Source organism: Pseudomonas sp. MWU13-2105, assembly GCF_023242315.1.
In the GTDB taxonomy this organism is placed as follows: Bacteria; Pseudomonadota; Gammaproteobacteria; order Pseudomonadales; family Pseudomonadaceae; genus Aquipseudomonas.
This window is the reverse complement of record NZ_JALLIY010000023.1, coordinates 113,044-129,983: the sequence shown is the minus strand read 5'-3', so window position 1 is coordinate 129,983 and position 16,940 is coordinate 113,044. Positions and strand designations below refer to the sequence as shown.

At 57.4% G+C, this 16,940-nt stretch carries 14 protein-coding genes and 2 pseudogenes; 9 read left to right on the top strand and 7 right to left on the bottom strand.

Annotated elements, in window-relative coordinates:
- Both M5B96_RS28390 and M5B96_RS28385 read right to left on the bottom strand, forming a co-directional pair.
- The coding region (locus M5B96_RS28390; protein WP_248800241.1) for an IS3 family transposase at positions 1-717 on the bottom strand (717 nt) is incomplete at its 3' end.
- Complete coding sequence (locus M5B96_RS28385; protein WP_033901971.1) at positions 714-1,007, bottom strand: transposase; 294 nt, start codon at positions 1,005-1,007, stop codon at positions 714-716. The genes M5B96_RS28385 and M5B96_RS28390, both read right to left, overlap by 4 nt.
- A gap of 64 nt (positions 1,008-1,071) precedes the next feature.
- Here M5B96_RS28385 and M5B96_RS28380 point away from each other — a divergent pair.
- A pseudogene (locus M5B96_RS28380) lies at positions 1,072-1,383 on the top strand (IS21 family transposase); the annotation flags it as partial.
- Complete coding sequence (gene istB / locus M5B96_RS28375) at positions 1,380-2,162, top strand: IS21-like element helper ATPase IstB (RefSeq protein ID WP_248800239.1); 783 nt, start codon at positions 1,380-1,382, stop codon at positions 2,160-2,162. The pseudogene M5B96_RS28380 and the gene istB, both read left to right, overlap by 4 nt.
- 16 nt (positions 2,163-2,178) lie before the next feature.
- Here the strand turns inward: istB and M5B96_RS28370 are convergent, their stop codons facing one another.
- The 5 genes from M5B96_RS28370 to M5B96_RS28350 all read right to left on the bottom strand — a co-directional run bounded on the left by M5B96_RS28370 (position 2,179) and on the right by M5B96_RS28350 (position 7,292).
- A complete protein-coding gene (locus M5B96_RS28370) occupies positions 2,179-3,738 on the bottom strand; it encodes an LA2681 family HEPN domain-containing protein (RefSeq protein ID WP_248800238.1) in 1,560 nt (519 codons plus the stop codon).
- Positions 3,739-3,839: 101 nt separating this feature from the next.
- Positions 3,840-4,655, bottom strand: a complete 816-nt coding sequence (locus M5B96_RS28365; RefSeq protein WP_248800237.1) for a hypothetical protein — start codon at positions 4,653-4,655, stop codon at positions 3,840-3,842.
- A 161-nt stretch (positions 4,656-4,816) separates the two neighbouring features.
- Entirely contained in the window at positions 4,817-5,194 is a 378-nt protein-coding gene (locus tag M5B96_RS28360; protein ID WP_248800236.1) for a hypothetical protein, read from the bottom strand.
- Positions 5,191-5,610 carry a hypothetical protein gene (locus tag M5B96_RS28355; RefSeq protein WP_248800235.1) on the bottom strand — a complete coding sequence of 140 codons (420 nt, stop codon included), beginning with the start codon at positions 5,608-5,610 and terminating at the stop codon, positions 5,191-5,193. Before M5B96_RS28355 ends, M5B96_RS28360 begins: the two co-directional genes overlap by 4 nt.
- Before the next feature lie 350 nt (positions 5,611-5,960).
- Entirely contained in the window at positions 5,961-7,292 is a 1,332-nt protein-coding gene (locus M5B96_RS28350) for a tyrosine-type recombinase/integrase (RefSeq protein ID WP_248800234.1), read from the bottom strand.
- Between the two features lie 2,012 nt (positions 7,293-9,304).
- Between M5B96_RS28350 and M5B96_RS28345 the strand changes: the two are divergent.
- From M5B96_RS28345 to M5B96_RS28315, 7 genes and pseudogenes are all read left to right on the top strand, one after another.
- A pseudogene (locus M5B96_RS28345) lies at positions 9,305-10,555 on the top strand (3-dehydroquinate synthase); the annotation flags it as partial.
- Positions 10,552-11,442 carry a UbiA family prenyltransferase gene (locus tag M5B96_RS28340; protein WP_248800233.1) on the top strand — a complete coding sequence of 297 codons (891 nt, stop codon included), beginning with the start codon at positions 10,552-10,554 and terminating at the stop codon, positions 11,440-11,442. The pseudogene M5B96_RS28345 and the gene M5B96_RS28340, both read left to right, overlap by 4 nt.
- Positions 11,439-12,221, top strand: a complete 783-nt coding sequence (locus tag M5B96_RS28335; protein WP_248800232.1) for an EboA domain-containing protein — start codon at positions 11,439-11,441, stop codon at positions 12,219-12,221. Before M5B96_RS28340 ends, M5B96_RS28335 begins: the two co-directional genes overlap by 4 nt.
- A gap of 39 nt (positions 12,222-12,260) precedes the next feature.
- Complete coding sequence (locus M5B96_RS28330) at positions 12,261-13,145, top strand: TatD family hydrolase (RefSeq protein ID WP_248800231.1); 885 nt, start codon at positions 12,261-12,263, stop codon at positions 13,143-13,145.
- Positions 13,142-14,380 (top strand): metabolite traffic protein EboE, encoded by a 1,239-nt coding sequence (gene eboE, locus M5B96_RS28325; RefSeq protein WP_248800230.1) that lies wholly within the window; start codon positions 13,142-13,144, stop codon positions 14,378-14,380. The genes M5B96_RS28330 and eboE overlap by 4 nt, the downstream gene beginning before the upstream one ends.
- The gene (locus M5B96_RS28320) at positions 14,370-15,815 is read left to right on the top strand and encodes an alkaline phosphatase family protein (RefSeq protein WP_248800229.1); all 1,446 of its coding nucleotides are present in this window, start codon (positions 14,370-14,372) and stop codon (positions 15,813-15,815) included. The genes eboE and M5B96_RS28320 overlap by 11 nt, the downstream gene beginning before the upstream one ends.
- The gene (locus M5B96_RS28315; RefSeq protein WP_248800228.1) at positions 15,794-16,933 is read left to right on the top strand and encodes a hypothetical protein; all 1,140 of its coding nucleotides are present in this window, start codon (positions 15,794-15,796) and stop codon (positions 16,931-16,933) included. Before M5B96_RS28320 ends, M5B96_RS28315 begins: the two co-directional genes overlap by 22 nt.
- Positions 16,934-16,940: the final 7 nt, after the last annotated feature.

Sequence of the window (16,940 nt, the reverse complement as noted above, 5' to 3'; positions counted from 1 at the left end):
CGTGGCTTCTTCCTTCTTAAGTGAGGCAAAAAAGCTCTCTGCTACGGCGTTATCCCAGCAGTTTCCCTTACGGCTCATGCTTTGCACAAAGCCTCTTTCCGCGATCATGCTGCGAAAACCGCTACCCGTGTATTGCCGGCCTCGATCAGAGTGAAAAATCACCCCGTGATCAACTGGCGTTTTCGTCCAGGCGTTCATGAACGCCTGTTGTACCAAACCCTCGGGCATACGATCCGACAGGCTGTATCCAAGCACCTGCCGGGTCTGAACACTCAACACCACAGCCAAGTACAACCACCCCTGGCGTGTCGAAATATACGTGATATCACCCACCCAAGCGGCTACGGGACTTGTCACAGAAAAGCGTCGTTTCAACACATTGTCAGAAATGGGTTGGATATACCGGTTATCCGTTGAATGTTTGAACCGGGCTTTGATTTTTCCTCGCAGCATCTCCTCTCTCATCAGCCGAGCTACCCGCTTGTGCCCTATCGTGTAAGAGCGGTTATGAAGCGCCTGAACCATGCGCGGACGCCCATAAGTGCCGCGGCTTGCTCGATGAATCGCACGAATCTCCAGGCGAATCGCGGCGTCTGGATCCGGACGCTCCTGGCGCTTCAAATAGCCGTGAAAGCCCGACACCGAGACCTCCATCACTCGACATAACAGCCTAACCGGAAAGCGAGTCCGTTCACGGGCGACGAAGGCGTATCTCAGTTGGACTCTTTGGCAAAGAACGCCGTCGCTTTTTTTAGGATTTCTCGCTCCATTTTGAGCGTGGCATTTTCAGCTCGAAGCCGAGCCAGCTCGCTTTCCAGGTCAGAGACCGGATGCCGGGCAGGAGAACTGAGAGGACGCCCGTTGCGTGCGGCGTCCAGCCAATTACCTAAGGTTTTGACCGAGATATCCAACTGTCGGGCAGCTTCTCCTCGACCAATGCTTTCAGCAAGTGTCACTGCCTGAGCTTTGAAGTCGTCGGTGTAACTGCGGCGAGTTTGCTGTGCCATAAGTACCTCCAAGATTGCGATTAAAATATCGCTTCTTGGCGTCCGCTACGAGGGAACAAGTCCACTCAAGGGCAGTTTCATCACGCCGCTGGCGGCCACGCTCAAGAGCGCGGGCTTGCCGTTGGATGTGGCCACCGCCAACGCGCATATCGGTCGTTGGCTCGACGAAATCGCGCATCAGCGGATTCATGGCACCACCGGAGTAAAGCCAGCGATACGTCTGGCTGAAGAGCGTGACGTCTTGCTGCCCCTGCCAGCCGGCGGAGTTACGACAGCCCCGGCGATCACCTCGCTGCGGCTGGGGCGGGTTCTACCGCACGAGAGCTTGCAGCACCCGCTTTCGGTCTACGATGAGTTGCTGGAGTGGAGCCGATGAACCTGCAACATGCCCGCATCATCGAGCTGTGCCAGCACCTCAAGCTTGAACGGATGGCTGTGGACTGGGCTGGCTTGGCACAGCAAGCAGCGACTCAGGAACAGAGCTTCGCCGACTTCCTGGAGCAACTGCTGCGCGCTGAAGCCGAGGCACGCACCGAACGCTCGCGACAGACCTTGCTGAAGATGGCGACACTGCCTGCCCTCAAGACATTGGAGCAATACGATTTCGCCTTCGCCAGCGGTGCGCCGCGAGCACAATTGCAGGAGTTGGCTGGGCTGAGCTTCGTCGAGCGCGCCGAGAACATCGTCCTGCTCGGGCCCAGCGGCGTAGGCAAGACGCACTTGGCTTGCGCCTTGGCCTATCGTGCGACCCTGGCAGGTATCAAAACCCGTTTCATCACCGCCGCCGACCTGATGCTGCAACTCGCTGCCGCACATCGGCAGGATCGTCTGAAGGAGTATTTCAACCGCGCGGTGATGGGCCCTCGGCTGCTGGTAATTGACGAAATTGGGTACCTGCCTTTCGGGCGCGACGAAGCCAACCTGTTCTTCAACGTCGTCGCCCGCCGCTACGAGCGCGGCAGCATGATCCTCACCAGCAACCTGCCATTCACCCAGTGGGCCGGCACCTTCGCGGATGATCAGACGCTGACGGCGGCGATGCTGGATCGGCTGTTACACCACGCACACATCGTGCAGATCTCGGGCGACAGCTATCGCCTCAAGGACAAACGTAAAGCCGGTACCAGCCCGACACGGGTAGTGAAAACCGTTTAGAAACAGGCCGAGGGGGTCAAATTTCAATCGGCGAAAAATGAGTGAAAGGGGTCAGTTTTGGGCCGGCGTTGACAGCCAAGCACAGGTAAACCAACGCGGCTCGGCATAACCGTATGATCAGGTGGGTCTTCGCAACGAGATCCTCCCTCTCGATAACAAAGGCTAGCTGGTCGGCGTGGCGCTCCGACGCACCAGCAATCCAATGGAAAGCATCTACGACCTTGGCATGCTTGTGTTCAAGATGGTTTCTCAATCCATCCAGTGCCTGCGCATCGGGAGTTGCGACGTTCCTGAGTACTTCAGAGTAGATGTCTTGGGATAGCCAGTAGAGCGCTCGAAGCGGCGAGTTGTGGGTCGATATGAACTCTTGCCGAACAGTCCATTCCTGCGTTGGGCCTCCTTTTTTGCGTGGTTCGAACCAAAGCGTTCGGAAGCTCACGCTTCGCTCAGGGATTCCCAATTGCCAATAGCCGTTGACGAAGTACGCCACCTTATCCAGCAGCGAATAGGCGTTACGGAAAGCGGTCTTGATCTGCTCCAGCCCTATCGAATACAGGGCATAGTCACAGTTGAAAGCCAGTGCGACTTCTTTGTCAGCGTAATGGACTGAGCGGGCCTGCTCGCCCTGAAACAGACAGTGACGGGTGTAGGCATACTCCTGCTTCATCTGATTAAAAAAGGCCAAGTAGGTAATGCCCACCTCCGCATTGTGGTTAGGCAGGCGCAGCGCGTCATAGGCCGCGACGGGGAGGGCGCCTAGATCGTTCATGGGGTTCAGGAACAGCTGGTTGTCCAGGCACCACTGACGATATTCACGCTCCGCTTTGGACTTACCAAGCTTGTGGTCGAACAGCTCGGTGTCATCTTCCTGGTCGACCTCTTCAGCGAGTCTCACCTGGTACCACTTGAACGCCTGAATGGCTTCATCTGTGGTTGCTCCGTCACGGCCCACCCCACCTTCGATGGCAGACTCTAAATGCCGGCGCGCGTGAACAAAAAACCAATAGGTATGCCCAGGGTCGTACAGCGCGCCGCCATAGCGCACGAGACCAATCCCTAGGTTACCGAGTGCCATCCCAAGTATGGGCTGATCCACCAAAGCCCTGCGCCACTCAGACAAAGCTTCGATCCAGCGTCCGCAGGCGCTCAGGGCGTTCCCAAGGTTGCAGTGAATCTTGGCACGACGGTCAGCCGGTATGGCCGTGAAACCCTCATGCTGAATTGCTGCACGCAGGAAATACAGCTCGTTCAGCAGGGCGGGATGGTTGACAATGGTGGCCTGGTTTTCTTGATATTCGATGACGTGCAAGTGAGCCCAGGCGTTGGCACAGGAATACAAAACAAGGCACCCTGCAGTAGGTTCGCAGAGCGCCACGACCTCGCTTGCCAGCTCAGTCGCTCGCCCCAAGAGCGCGACATCCTGCGCATCACCTGCCGAGTCTACGAGGCAATCGAATGCATTCTGCAGTTGGTCAGGATGATCCCCAGAGCTAACAAGCGTCTCGACTACCTTGAGCCAAGCATGGCGATCATCGGCTAGAGGCTGGTAATTCTTCGCTGCCAGGCGTTTGTGCATTTAAGAGTCCATTGCAGTGTGTGGACTGAAGATTACGTGTTTTCGGAGAGCAGTGTGCGACAGCTAGGCTCACACCAAGAGCACTGTGACGCATCCTTCTACTATGTGTGTCGCTTGGCTTCAAACTCGCCTATTATCTTTTTATGCTTATCTACCTTATTTCTTGAGTGTCGCAAAATTGTTCTTTCAAGGTGTTCTTTAAGAGGTCTCTCGTCATGAATTTTCCCATGAACTGCTGAGTCGACGCAGTTCGTGGTGTTAGACTGGACTCCTCCTGCCTCGATTATCTTTTTGACCGACATCTCCGCATGGTTGCTTACCACTTTGTGCGCTGCTTCAGGTATGGTTTGCCAGATTTTTAGGGAGGTTTCGGATATTATTGATAACACTTCTTCTCCGAATGCCACAGCTTCATCACGTGTCGGGATTTGCCCTTTATGAACAGACGAATTTCTCAGGGCTGCTTGTGGGTTTGAGAGAAGTTTAGGCTGCTTCTTGAAATGAATAGCATGCAGGTAAATATACGCTCCTAGCTGCCGTTCAGATTGGGAGGCAATGTCTTTCCAACATTTAACTTCTTCGTCGTTGGGGAGCCTGTGATGCAAGGCGATCGACCGACTGGCAAACTCATAAAATCGCTCAAGGCTTGCTGCAAATGACGTGATTGCTTCTCTGTAATACCCATCGAGAATGGAGTGAACACCAATTTCGAATAATATTTCGTGCTTAAATAAATTGATAAAAACAGCTGATGAGTGGCCAAATACACACTTCACCTCATAGGATACTTCATTGGTCAATTGTATTGGGTACGGGGAAAGCCGTTTTTGAGTATTAATGGGGTCTGGAGATTCTGATGACTTTTCGTGACGCGCTTGTTCATCAACACACTCTGGGCATGATAAGTATACTTGCATAATCAATAATCTCGGTTGCGAGCTTGGGCATAATCTAATTTAAATATGCCAGCCATCTTGAAAAAGTTGGAGTCACCGTAATCAAACTGCATCCTCAGGTTCGGGGTTAGCCATCGCCATCCCCGAACGAGCGCGGGATGATGACCTCACCCCTGTTTCAGTCAGTCCAGCCTCGCTCGCCAATACGTCACAAGATAGTTGAAAACGTCCAGGTAGAACGCCTCCTCATTAACCACTTCTGCGCCGCACCTACGAGCCATGGTGAAGAATCCGGCGCCCGGTTTCCAGTCGTATTGATGCACAACGAGTGCAGTCAGAAAGCCTCGGCCCTCGGCGTACTCCTCCGTTGAGATTTCATCGAGCAGAAAGCTGAGCCGGTGATCATCGTGTGCGATGGCTAATGGGAGCTGGGCGACAAAGTTACTGTATGTCACCAGCTCATGGCCCCTCATCCGAGCTTGCCTGATCAGGATTTCTCGCGCTGCGGCTTTCGCCTGCGCCCAATCGGAGTCCGGAAAGCCGTGGGTATGGCCGATCATGACTGCTTGCTCGGGTCGAGTTCCAGATAAACCTCGTCCGCATTCATGACGATGATTTGCGGATTGAGATCGTGCAGGTGGTGGAGCTTTGCATGCTCTTCAAGCGTATGTGTTAGGGCTACGAAGACCAGTTTGTTGGTGATCTTCTGCACATGACGCAGGTAAAACATCGCATGGGGAAGATCACGTTGGATACCATCGTGAGTCGTGATCGTCCGGGTATACCCTGCCTCTTCCAGCAGCTCATGGACTTGATCGTAGTGACGCTCATGGCTGAGCTGGATGCGAATGATGAACTCTTTCGAGTCTCGTAGGGGAGCGAGTGTATGCGACTTGCTCTCATCTGCTTCGAGGCGAGCCAGTAGCTGCTGGGCTTGGCTCTGCTTGTAGTTGCGAACAACGTTATCGACCGACATCAGAAACACTCCTTGTAGGTGACGTGGGGTTGCTCGGGTGCCGCCTTGAGCGCTTGCCTAAATGTAACCATTTCTTTGGCATTGTCTAGTTCAGAGGTGGCGGGTCGTGCCCGAGCCCTCGTCGTCCACGACCAAGGTCAGGTCGATCAGGCGAGAAGCACCCAAGGTGCCTGCTGCACTCCGGCAAGCTTCCCGATATACCAGGTGTGCAATGGATGGCAGTCCAACCTAGCCGAGATCGCAATCAGCACTTCGCATGGGGTGTTGTGCTAGGCAAGATTTCTCTAGATTGGCTGGTCGCGCATTAGCATCTAGCCCGGGGGTAGGTAGGTACGGAGCAGGTGCGTGCCTCAACCTCTGTCGCGCATGCCAACGCCACGTACTGAACGACTGCGCTCCTGGTCATGCGAGTGGTAGTAGACATTCTGAGTTGTGCTGAGGCTGCTATGACGCAAGTCCATCTGCAGATCCTTAGGACTTCGCAACGGCGCATCGAGCGTCGCAGAGGTATGCCTGAGCCAGTGCGCGGAAGCCACACGCAGACTATTCATCTCGTGCTCCTCGCGATCCTCCTCGCGCATCCGCGCCAATGCGTTATCAAATACCGATTGGAGGAGGGCGCGCACTTGCCGACCAGACAGCCCTGAACGGCCTCGCAGTGTCATGAGAAGAGGCGTCTGTTCATTCCACTCTGGCAGCGGACACAGCCCAATGTATCGACGGTAGCGCGTCAGGTACTTTGAAATGTACTCATCCCTGACCGCGACCTTCCCAACCTTGTTGCCTTTCCCGATCACGTGGTACCACCAGTTGCCCTCGGGATCCAGGCGGAAATCTCCCATTATCGGGCGCCAGTTCGGCCTGCCAACGATGTCGGACACCCGCAGATACATCGCGAAGAGAGTGGCGACGATGAACAAGGTGCGCTCATGCCGCTCGGGCTCCTCAATAGCCATCCGCTCAGCGGTTTCCAGCACGTAGTCCCATTGCAAAGGGGTCAGGGCGCGATTTACCCCATCCTCTTGTGGGGCTCTACGGCTGAGGCTCTTCTTCTTGATCATCCGAAAAGGATTGGCTGCAACCGTCCCATCTTCGACCATATATTCAAAGAACCGGCTGCAGATCGTGTAAATCTGATTGATGGTGCTCGAGGAAGCTTTGTAACGAGTTGCTCCTAGGGCCGTATCAGGTGCTTCATCCCGGGAGGCATCGTTTGGAGCCGACTCCGGCTCGTTCGAAGAGTCCTTAGGGAGCTTCAAGCTGAATGGTCTCCATTTCTCGTTTGGAATAACCGGGTCACCCCAAGCAGACTCGGTATGGTCACTGGTCACAAACCGGCCCCGCACGATTGGGCCTACCCATTCAGTTGGAGGGTTACGACAGAACTCCAGGTAGTCTTCCGCATCTTGGCGTTTGAGCTGAAAAAAAGGCTTCTGCTTTATGATGAGTGTCCATAACAACAACCTCTCAACATGAGTTCTATAAGAAGTGAAAGTAAGGCTGTTGTCCGAAAAAGCGCGAAGAAACTCCCGAGTCGTCAGATAACCCTTGTTAGCCTCCACTGATGCGGGAAACGTTTCAATGTACTGGCGAACGCAAGCCATACTAGGTTCACGCAAACTAAAGTCCATATCAATGAAGATTTCGTAGGTCTCAAAAATAGGCATTGGTTGCGTAGACATGTTGGTGCACTACCGTATGATTTTGCGGTGATTAAGAACTTCCAGTAATGGAAGTAACTGGAAGTTAGGGCAGGGCAGCTGCATTTTTCATCTTCCCTAATCTGAACTGATGAACATTGATCGATGGTAGCCCCTGAAAGACGCTGTTGCAACTACCCTTGCTCAGCGGAGATAATTTTAAGCTCCGGCTTGACAAAGGTTTTAAGTATGCACTAAGGCGATTGTTCTGTTGGTTTTTCCGCAAATTTTTTAGTGTATTTTTTTTACTCCTTATGTCGTGCTCGGGATTTTTGTTAATTTACTTATATATTGTCAGTTTCAGTTTGGCTTTCCGCTTCTTTATGGGTTGCGAACTTTCTGAACGATCTCAGAAATTATTTAACCTAATATTGTCAGATTGTGCGAGTTTTGCTTTTTTGGGGTTTAAGGGTTTAATGCGGAGTTAGGCTTCTTGGAGCGGTTTTTCTCAGCACGCGGTCGGTGGTAATTGTTGGGTAATTCACGCTTCAGGCTCTGCATTGACTGAATGATATGCGCCGCAACGAAGTCCAGGCAGAGCTCAGGAAATGAGTGGATAAGCAGGAATGGTTTTTCCATTTAATTTTTTAAATGGAAACGCCCTCAGGAACATCCACTTATTTCGTTGAATGCCCGAGAGAGCCATGTTTTCGTGGGTTTCACGGGTTTTTAGGTACGATTAGCACATGGCATTTCCACTTATTGTTTTAATAAACAGCGGCGCCATCTAGGAAGGCTACGATCCGGCTCCGTGTCAATGATCATGTCGTTCAGGAGCAGCGGCGAGCCGACGTGCATCAGTGCGTGATTGCAAGACGAATGGTGGTGGGTATGGCGCTGGCCCAGTATTACGGGGCTTTGAGGAAGTTGCAGCGGCTTTGAGAGGCTTCGGTTTAGGCTCTGGCGTGCAAGCGGGCGCTGAGCTTCAGCAGGTCTCCGGCAAGACCTTGGCAGCGCTCTGTCAGCATGGAATGTCCACTTATTTCGTCTCAGGAAACGGAGGGTTGGAATGTCCACTTATTTCCTCAAAAATCGCTGGAGCCCCTGTCTTGCGTGGGTTTCAGGGCAGCCATGGATTCGCACCTTCGGATCTCAGTCCACTAATTTCTCCTTGGGCTAGAGAGCTATTCCATTCGAGCTTAATTTATAAATGTTGTTTTAAATCATTAGGTTACGAGTTTTCGCCTAACAGATTTTTCCACTGGTTTCGTTAAAAAAACCTGTCGGATTGGCATATGGGATGCGCTCAAGCCCCCAGAAATCAAGGCTTGAGGGGGGATAGCGAGGGGCTTTCCACTTAAACCGCGATTGGCGCAGGTGGGTGACAGGCATGGTGCCGGGACGGGGTCTGGGTGCATATCCAATTTAACATAATATACATTATGCGAAGTATTCTGTGCTGGCTTGTGGGCGCTGGCTCGCATAAATCAACGCTTGGCTGCTTGCGTCCCAGCTCACTCCTCGTTAAAAATCCAGGATCCTTCGCAAGATCAGTTCGCTCGCATTTCACGCTGGATGTCCAGCGCAACGCCATGCTCATCGAAACCGCCGCCGCCAAGATTGCCAAGAACACATCGGCTCCGCCAGGACGTGATGGATGTCCGGAGCCTCGGCGCCCCAAAATGTCGCCATGTGTGCCGCTGTCTTTCAGATGTCTGCGCTCCGCAGCCAATTGGCTTGCTAGCAAACTTCATATAACCAGTCGCAATAATTCAAATAGCGAAGATCCAGCCATGACGGCCTGGCGCTAACCTGCAGCCATCAAGTTGTCTTGCAAAAACGAAATGCCCGTCTAGGCTCACAACTGGCTGTTAAAGCACAATTGATCGCAGATAAAACCATCACTTCCGACGGAGGTGCTCTATTTAATTAAAATAAACCACTCGCTGTTTTTTAGTTGCTGACACGGATTCAGTCATTACATTCAAGAGGGATGCTTGATGAAGCGCAGCCATGGGTATTATGCGTTCTTGCAAAGCCGGCCAACTGAAACTTTATTGCCGGGATTGTTTCTCGCTGCTCGTAGCCTATCCAGGACCTCTCGGCAGCAAGACATAGAGCAACCGCTACACGGGCGCTTCAAGGTGAGTTACGACTACCCGGTGCTGTTTACCGATCACCTGTTCGATCCGAATAATCCCTGCCTGCACCGCCAACTGACAACCCAGCACGGTGTTGCGGCGACCGTATTGGTGTTCGCTGATGAACAGCTGTTGCAAAGTGCTCCGCAACTGCTGAAACAGATAGAGGCCTACTTTGCCTGCCATGCCGCGGATCTGCACTTGCTGGCCGCGCCGATTGCAGTCCCGGCCGGCGAGCTGAGCAAGGATCCACAGGTGTTGCAGCAGTTGTACGGCGACATGCTGAATCATGGGTTGGACCGGCATTGCTATGTGCTGGCCCTGGGCGGTGGCGCGGTGCTGGATGCGGTTGGCTACGCCTGCGCTACCTTCCATCGCGGCATTCGCCTGATCCGCATTCCGAGCACGGTACTGGCACAGAACGATGCAGGTATTGGCGTAAAAAACGGTATCAATGCTTTCGGCCAAAAGAACCTGCTGGGAGCCTTCTACCCCGCCACCGCGGTGATCAACGATTTCCAACTGCTGACCAGCCTGACCCGCCGTGACCAGATTGCCGGACTGGCTGAGGCGGTCAAGGTGGCGCTGATCAAGGACAGGGTGTTCTTCCAATGGATCGAGCAACAGGCCGACGCCCTCGCCAGCTTCGACCAGCGTGCCAGCCGCTATGCCATTCGCCGCTGCGCCGAGCTGCACCTGGAGCACATCACTGGTGCCGGTGACCCGTTCGAACGCGGTAACGGCCGGCCGCTGGATTATGGACACTGGGCCGCGCACAAACTGGAAAATCTCAGTCACCACAGGCTGCGACATGGCGAAGCCGTGGCCGTGGGCATGGCCCTGGATGGACTTTATGCCAATGCCAGGGGCCTGTTGAGCAATGCCGACACCGAGCGGGTGCTTCGCCTGCTGCTCAAGCTCGGTTTCTGCCTGTGCCCACCGGAACTGCTGTTGAAAGATGCACAAGGGCGCTCACAGGTCATGCTCGGACTGGAGGAGTTCCGCCAGCACCTGGGCGGGCAACTCTCTATTCCCATGCTCAAGCGAATCGGCGAATCGGTGGATCTGCATGAAATAGATAGCGCCCTGATGGAGCAGGCACTGCTGCGGCTGTCGACCCACTCCGCCCCGCAGCCCGGTTTGAGCGAGGGCTGCGGGCCATGAACCAGGCATCGCCGAACCTGAAGACCTGGATGACCCTGGGCCGGGTGTCCAACCTGCCCACGGTGTGGACCAATACCCTCGCCGCCGCCCTGCTGTCCAGCAGTGCCGGGGCCCTGGCTCCGCCGTCGGCGCTGATGTGGCTCCTGCTGCTGGCGGCGCTGTCGGCGCTATACCTGGCCGGCATGCTGTTGAACGATCTGTTGGACGCCGACTGGGACCAGCGGCACCACAACCCCCGGCCCATTACCCTGGGACTGGTCAGCCGCCGGCAGGTGGGCGTGGCCACGGCGCTGTTGCTGATACTCGCCGCCGCCTCGGTGCTCGGCCTGAGTCGGCTGATCGACCAGCCGCACTGGCTGCTGGTCAGCGCGAGCCTGCTACTGAGCTGCATCTTCGGCTACAACCTGCTGCACAAGAAATACGCCCACAGCGTCTGGCTGATGGGCGCCTGCCGCTCGGCTCTCTACCTCACCGCGGCGGCCAGCCTGGCGGTACCGCCGGAGCCGATCTGGCTGTGCGCGATCTTGCTTGGCGTCTACATCAGCGGCCTGACCTACCTGGCCCGGCAGGAGCATCGCAACCAGTTGCTCAGCCGCCTCCCGCTGATCCTCATGCTGAGCCCGCTGGCCCTGGCGGTCTATGCCGAGAACTACTGGTTCTGGCCGGTGCTGCTGCTCTGGCTCGGCTGGCTGGGCTGGCACTACTGGCGACACTTGGCCAATCCGCGGCAACGGCAGGTCCGCGCCTTTATCGGCGCAGGCCTGGCGGCCCTACCGCTGTTCGATGCCCTGGTTCTGGCCGTGGCCAACCAGCCACTGGGCAGCCTGTTATGCGTCCTGGTGTTTTTCCTGCTTCCACACTTCCAGCGCTGGGTCAAACCGACATGAACATGGACGTCACCGCACAAGCCTCGACAGCCCTCGTCATGAGGCACGAGCGCCTCGCCGAACAACACCAGGCCTTCATCCGACAGCTCGATCACAGCGAGCAGCAGTGGTGGCGCCAGGCACAAGAGAGGCTCGCCGAGTACCCGGATGCCAACACTTCGACGCTCTTGAGCAGCCAGTGCAAGCGCAGCCTCAACGAGCATGCACCGTCCGGCACTGGCGGCTGGAGCAAGATCCAGCTGGCGCGGGCGTTGCTACTGGCCCAGGTATTGGCGCAACAACCCGGAACCGGGCAACTGCCGTTGCTACGCCAGCTGTTTCTGTGGGGCGACGACCAGGAAAAGATCGCCACCCTGAAAGCCCTGGACTGGCTCGATAGCCGCGGACTCTGCGTAGAGCTGGCGCTGCAGGCCGGACGCACCAGCAACAGCCAGGTGTTTGCCGCCCTCGCCCTGGACACCCCCTACCCGGCACGCCACTACAACGAACGGGCATTCCACCAGCTTGTCCTGAAGGCATTGGGCATGGGGCTCGACATACGACGCCTGGTCGGTCTGAAACAGCGTCACAGCGTCATCCTCAACCAATTGGCACTGGACCTGCTCGACGAACAACTGGCTGCCGAACGGACGGTATCCGCCGGGCTGACGCAAGTGATTGCCTTCGACCTGCTCAGCCCGCCACAACACCAGCGCCTGCTTGAGCTAAGCCAGGAGCAACGCTTGCCGCCGGAATGGCGCGAGCACCTGTCGACACCCGCCAGACCCTCAGCGAACTGATGCTCACCGGCTCCCCCCTCCCCTCGACGAGGAATCACCATGCCCAAGTACTTCGACCCGCACATTCATATGGTCAGCCGAACCACCGATGACTACCAGAACATGGCCGCCGCCGGGATCACCGCGGTCATCGAGCCGGCTTTCTGGCAAGGCCAGGCCAGGACCAGTGTCGGCAGCTTCATCGATTACTTCGACACCCTGCTGGGCTGGGAGCGCTTTCGCGCCAGCATGTTCGGCATCCATCACTTCTGCACCATCGGCCTCAACCCCAAGGAGGCCAACGACCTGTCGGTGGCCAATGAAGTGCTGGAGATCCTGCCGCGTTATCTGCTCAAAGACGGCGTCGTCGCGGTCGGCGAGATCGGTTACGACGATATCACCCCGGAAGAAGACCGCTTCCTCGCCGCGCAACTGGAGTTGGCCAAACAATTCAATCTGCCGGTACTGGTGCACACCCCGCACCGCGACAAGATCGGTGGCACCAAACGCACCCTGGCGGTGATTCGCGAGGTAGGTATCGCCGAGCACCTGGTGATCATCGACCACCTCAACGAGCTGACACTGCCCTTGGTACTGGACAGCGACTGCTGGCGCGGTCATTCCATCTACCCCAACACCAAAATGTCGGAGCAGCGCATGGTCGCCCTGTTGCAGGAGTACGGCACCGAGAAGATGGTGGTCAACAGTGCCGCCGACTGGGGCATCAGCGACCCGCTCAAGGTACCGAAAACCGGCCAGGCGATGTTGGCAGCCGGCTTCAGCGAGGCCCAGGTCGAGCAGGTACTATTCCACAACCCGGTGGATTTCTTCGCCCAGAGCGGACAATTGGACAAGACGCTGGTCAGCACCCCCCTGCCCATCGATCAGCGCCGGCAATGGCAGGAAAACTCGGCCCTGCGCGGTCAGGAACCGGTGGTCAAATGAGTCGGGCCAGGGATTGGACGCCCCGCCAGATCGGCTATTGCGGCAATGTGCACCCCACCCCCGAACTCGGCGCGTTATGCGCCTCGATCGAGGCGCATTTCCGGGGCGTGCGCCAGTTGCGCGGACTCAACGAGCAGGACAGCGGACTGTGGATCAGCGCCCAGGCGGCGGCGCAATTACAGCAACTGACGGCGCGCCAGGCGTTCCTCGAGTGTCTGCAGCGCAGTGGCTTGCGGCTGACTTCGCTCAACGGTTTTCCCTACGGCCAGTTCCATGGGCGCGCGGTCAAGGCCGAAGTCTATCGCCCTCATTGGGCCGACCCGCACCGCCGGGAATACAGCTTGCAACTGGCGCAACTGCTGGCGGCCGCGCTGCCGTCGGACTGTGTCCAGGGGGTGATCTCCAGCGTACCGCTGGGCTATGCGGCGCACTGGAGTCCGGCGCTCCAGCACGGCGCGGAACTGCAGTTGCGCCAACTGACCCAGGCCCTGGCCAGGCTGCACCGGGAAACCGGCAAGAAGATCGTGTTCTGCCTGGAGATGGAACCGGACTGCGTACTGGAAAACACCGATCAGGCCATCGCCTTTTTCCAGCATTGGCAAGCCACCGACCCGCACCACGAACATCTGGCGCTGTGCTTCGATGTCTGTCATCAGGCCGTGATGTTCGAAGACTGCTATCAGTCCCTGGATCGACTGCGCCTAGCCGCGGTGCCGGTGGGCAAGATTCAACTGTCCAGTGCCATGATCTGTCGTCTCCCGCCTCGGGACGAGCCGCGACGCCAGGCGGTCCTGCGGGCCTTGGGCGATTTTGTCGAACCCACCTACCTGCATCAGGTTAAAGCCCGTGATCGACAAGGTCGACTCCTGGCCTGGGAGGATCTGCCGGCAGCACTCGAGGCCGCCGAGAAGGATCTGGCCCAATGCGCGGAGCTGAGAATTCACTTTCATGTACCACTGTTCAGCGAACAGCTGCTGCTGCCAGAACTCAGCGGCAGCCACGCGGCCTTGTCGCAAACCTTCGACTATCTGGGGGACCACCGCGACTTCCGTCCCGTCCTGGAGGTCGAGACCTACAGCTGGGGCGTACTACCCGCGCCACTACGGCCGCATACCGAACAGGCTCAACTCCAGGGAATAGCGACAGAACTGCAATGGGTCGAAGCGCAGCTGCAACAGCGCAAATTACTGAGCTCTCCGTTGCCCACCGGGGAGGCTTGCAGCCATGCCCTCTGATCAGTCACGCAAACCGCTGCTGCTGATCAACGTGGTCGGGTTGACACCCGCCCTCCTGGGGGACGCCACACCGCGCATCAATCGCCTGCGCGACAGCGCGCAGATGGCTCGACTGCAACCGGTGTTCCCGGCAGTCACCTCGACGGTGCAGGCCTCGATACTCACCGGCCTGCCACCCTCCGAGCACGGCATCGTCGGTAATGGCTGGTACTTTCGCGACCAGGCCGAGGTGCGCTTCTGGCTGCAACCGAACGCGCTGATCCAGGGGGAAAAGGTCTGGCAGGTGCTGCAACACAAGATCCCCGGGTTTCGCTGCAGCCAGTTGTTCTGGTGGTTCAACATGTACGCGCAAGTGACAGCCTCCATCACCCCACGCCCCCACTACCCGGCAGACGGACGCAAGGTCTTCGGCCTGTATTCGGATCCGCCTGGGCTACACGAAGCCATCGAGCGGCAGATCGGCGAGTTCCCCTTTCATGGCTTCTGGGGACCGGCGGCCGGCATTGCCTCCAGCCGCTGGATCGTCGATTGCGCCATCGCCGAGTTCCAGCTCAATCGTCCAGACCTGCAACTGGTCTACCTGCCGCACCTCGACTATGGCCTGCAACGCCTGGGCCCGGACCACCCGGCTCTGGCCGCGGAGCTACGGGCCATCGACACCGAGGTGGGACGGCTGCTGGACTTTGCCGAACAACAGGACGCGGCAGTGATGTTGCTGTCCGAATACGGTATCGAGCCGGTGCGGCAATCGATCTCTGTCAATCGCCTGTTGCGCTCGGAAGGGCTGTTGCAGGTCCGCCAGTCACTGTCCTGGGAACTGCTCGACTGCGGTGCCAGCGCGGCCTTTGCCGTGGTCGATCATCAGATCGCCCATGTTTACATACGCCGGGCCGAGGACCTGGCCCAGGTCAAGGCCTTGCTGCAGCGCCAGCCGGGCATCGAGCAGGTATTGGATAAATCCGAACAACGGGCCTGGCAGCTGGATCACCCGCGCAGCGGTGAGTTGGTAGCGGTGGCCGCACCCGGTTACTGGTTCGATTACTACTACTGGTTCGACGACCGCAAGGCCCCCGACTTCGCCCGCACCGTGGACATCCACCGCAAGCCCGGCTACGACCCGCTGGAGCTGTTCGTCGACCCGGCGATTCGCTGGCCCAAGCTGAAAATCGCCCGCCGCCTGCTGCAGAAGAAGCTCGGCTTCCGCTACTACATGGACCTGATCCCGCTGGACACCGCGATGATCCGTGGCAGCCATGGCCGCCTGCCCAGCAGCCAGCAGCACAGCCCTTTGCTCATCACCAATTGCGACCTGCCGTTGCCGGAGCAACTTCCGGCCACGGCAGTCAAGCAACTGCTCCTGCAGTACTTTCTGGAGCACCCATACCACGACAAGGCCAATGCCAAGGAGCTTCCATGCGGCGAGCCATATCCATAACAGTTCTGAGTACCCTGGCCGGTTTGGCTCAGGCTCAGGGCACCAACACCTTCGACTGCAGCCACTTCCTGCAATTTGGTGGCGACCTCGACAAAACCCGCCAGGAGTTTGTGCAGAGCCCCGAAACCCTGGCCTGGAACTGGTTTGTCTGTCTGAACCAGCCTGCCGCCGCCGGGAGTCCCAACCGTGAGTGGGAGTCCATGAAACCCTCCGACCAGGTCTATCTGGTCAATGGCGCCAAGCCCGCCCCCTACGGCACAGCGGTACCGCCCCCGGACGCGGTGCTCGCGCAAGCCAAGACGCTGGGCCTGGACCCCTCGCGAACCTTCCATAACCTCAATGCCACACAACAGGTGGATGGCATGATCCTGGAGATGGGCGGCGCGGTGCCCCCGGCGGAAAAAGGCAAACCCGTGCGCTTTCAACTGCTGATGGGCGAAGGCACCTTCGATTACATCGTGCAGCACAAGGTCTACAACATGAACGGCCAGGCCGCCCTGACCAGCAACCTGGAGTTCCCCTCCCTCGCCTGGGAATTAAAAGCTGCCTGGCTGTGGGTCGGCGCTGATACGGACTACAAACAGGCTCTGGAAAAAGACGGTTACTACATCGCCCAGGCCTATTACCTGCAAGACGGCAAATACCAGGTCGGCTACGCGGCACTGAGTGGCTTGCACGTCATCAACAAGCTCAATCCCGACTGGGTCTGGACCACCTTCGAAAATCGCAACAACAGCAAGTACACGGTGACCAACGCCATCCCGCCGACCCCGATGACCAACAGCACCGGGCCGACCAGCGCCGCCAAACCGGTCAATAGCCAGTTCCAGGCCCAGTATGCCGGGCTGTCGCAGTACGAACTGATCGGGGTCCAGTCCAGGACCGACCCCACATTGTTGGCCAACTCCCAACTGGAGTCAGCCTTTCAGAGCCAGTCGTCGTGCTTTGCCTGTCACGACACCGCCGCGTACTCGGCGAAGAAGGGCTATTTCAATTTCGCCATGAAAGAACAGGGCGGCATCGTCTACCCCACCGCCCCCCCGCCGGACTCGGCTTTTGTCGGTTACAACAAACTGGACTTTGTCTGGTCGCTCAAACGCGCCCAGTGGCAACGCTAAGGAGCAT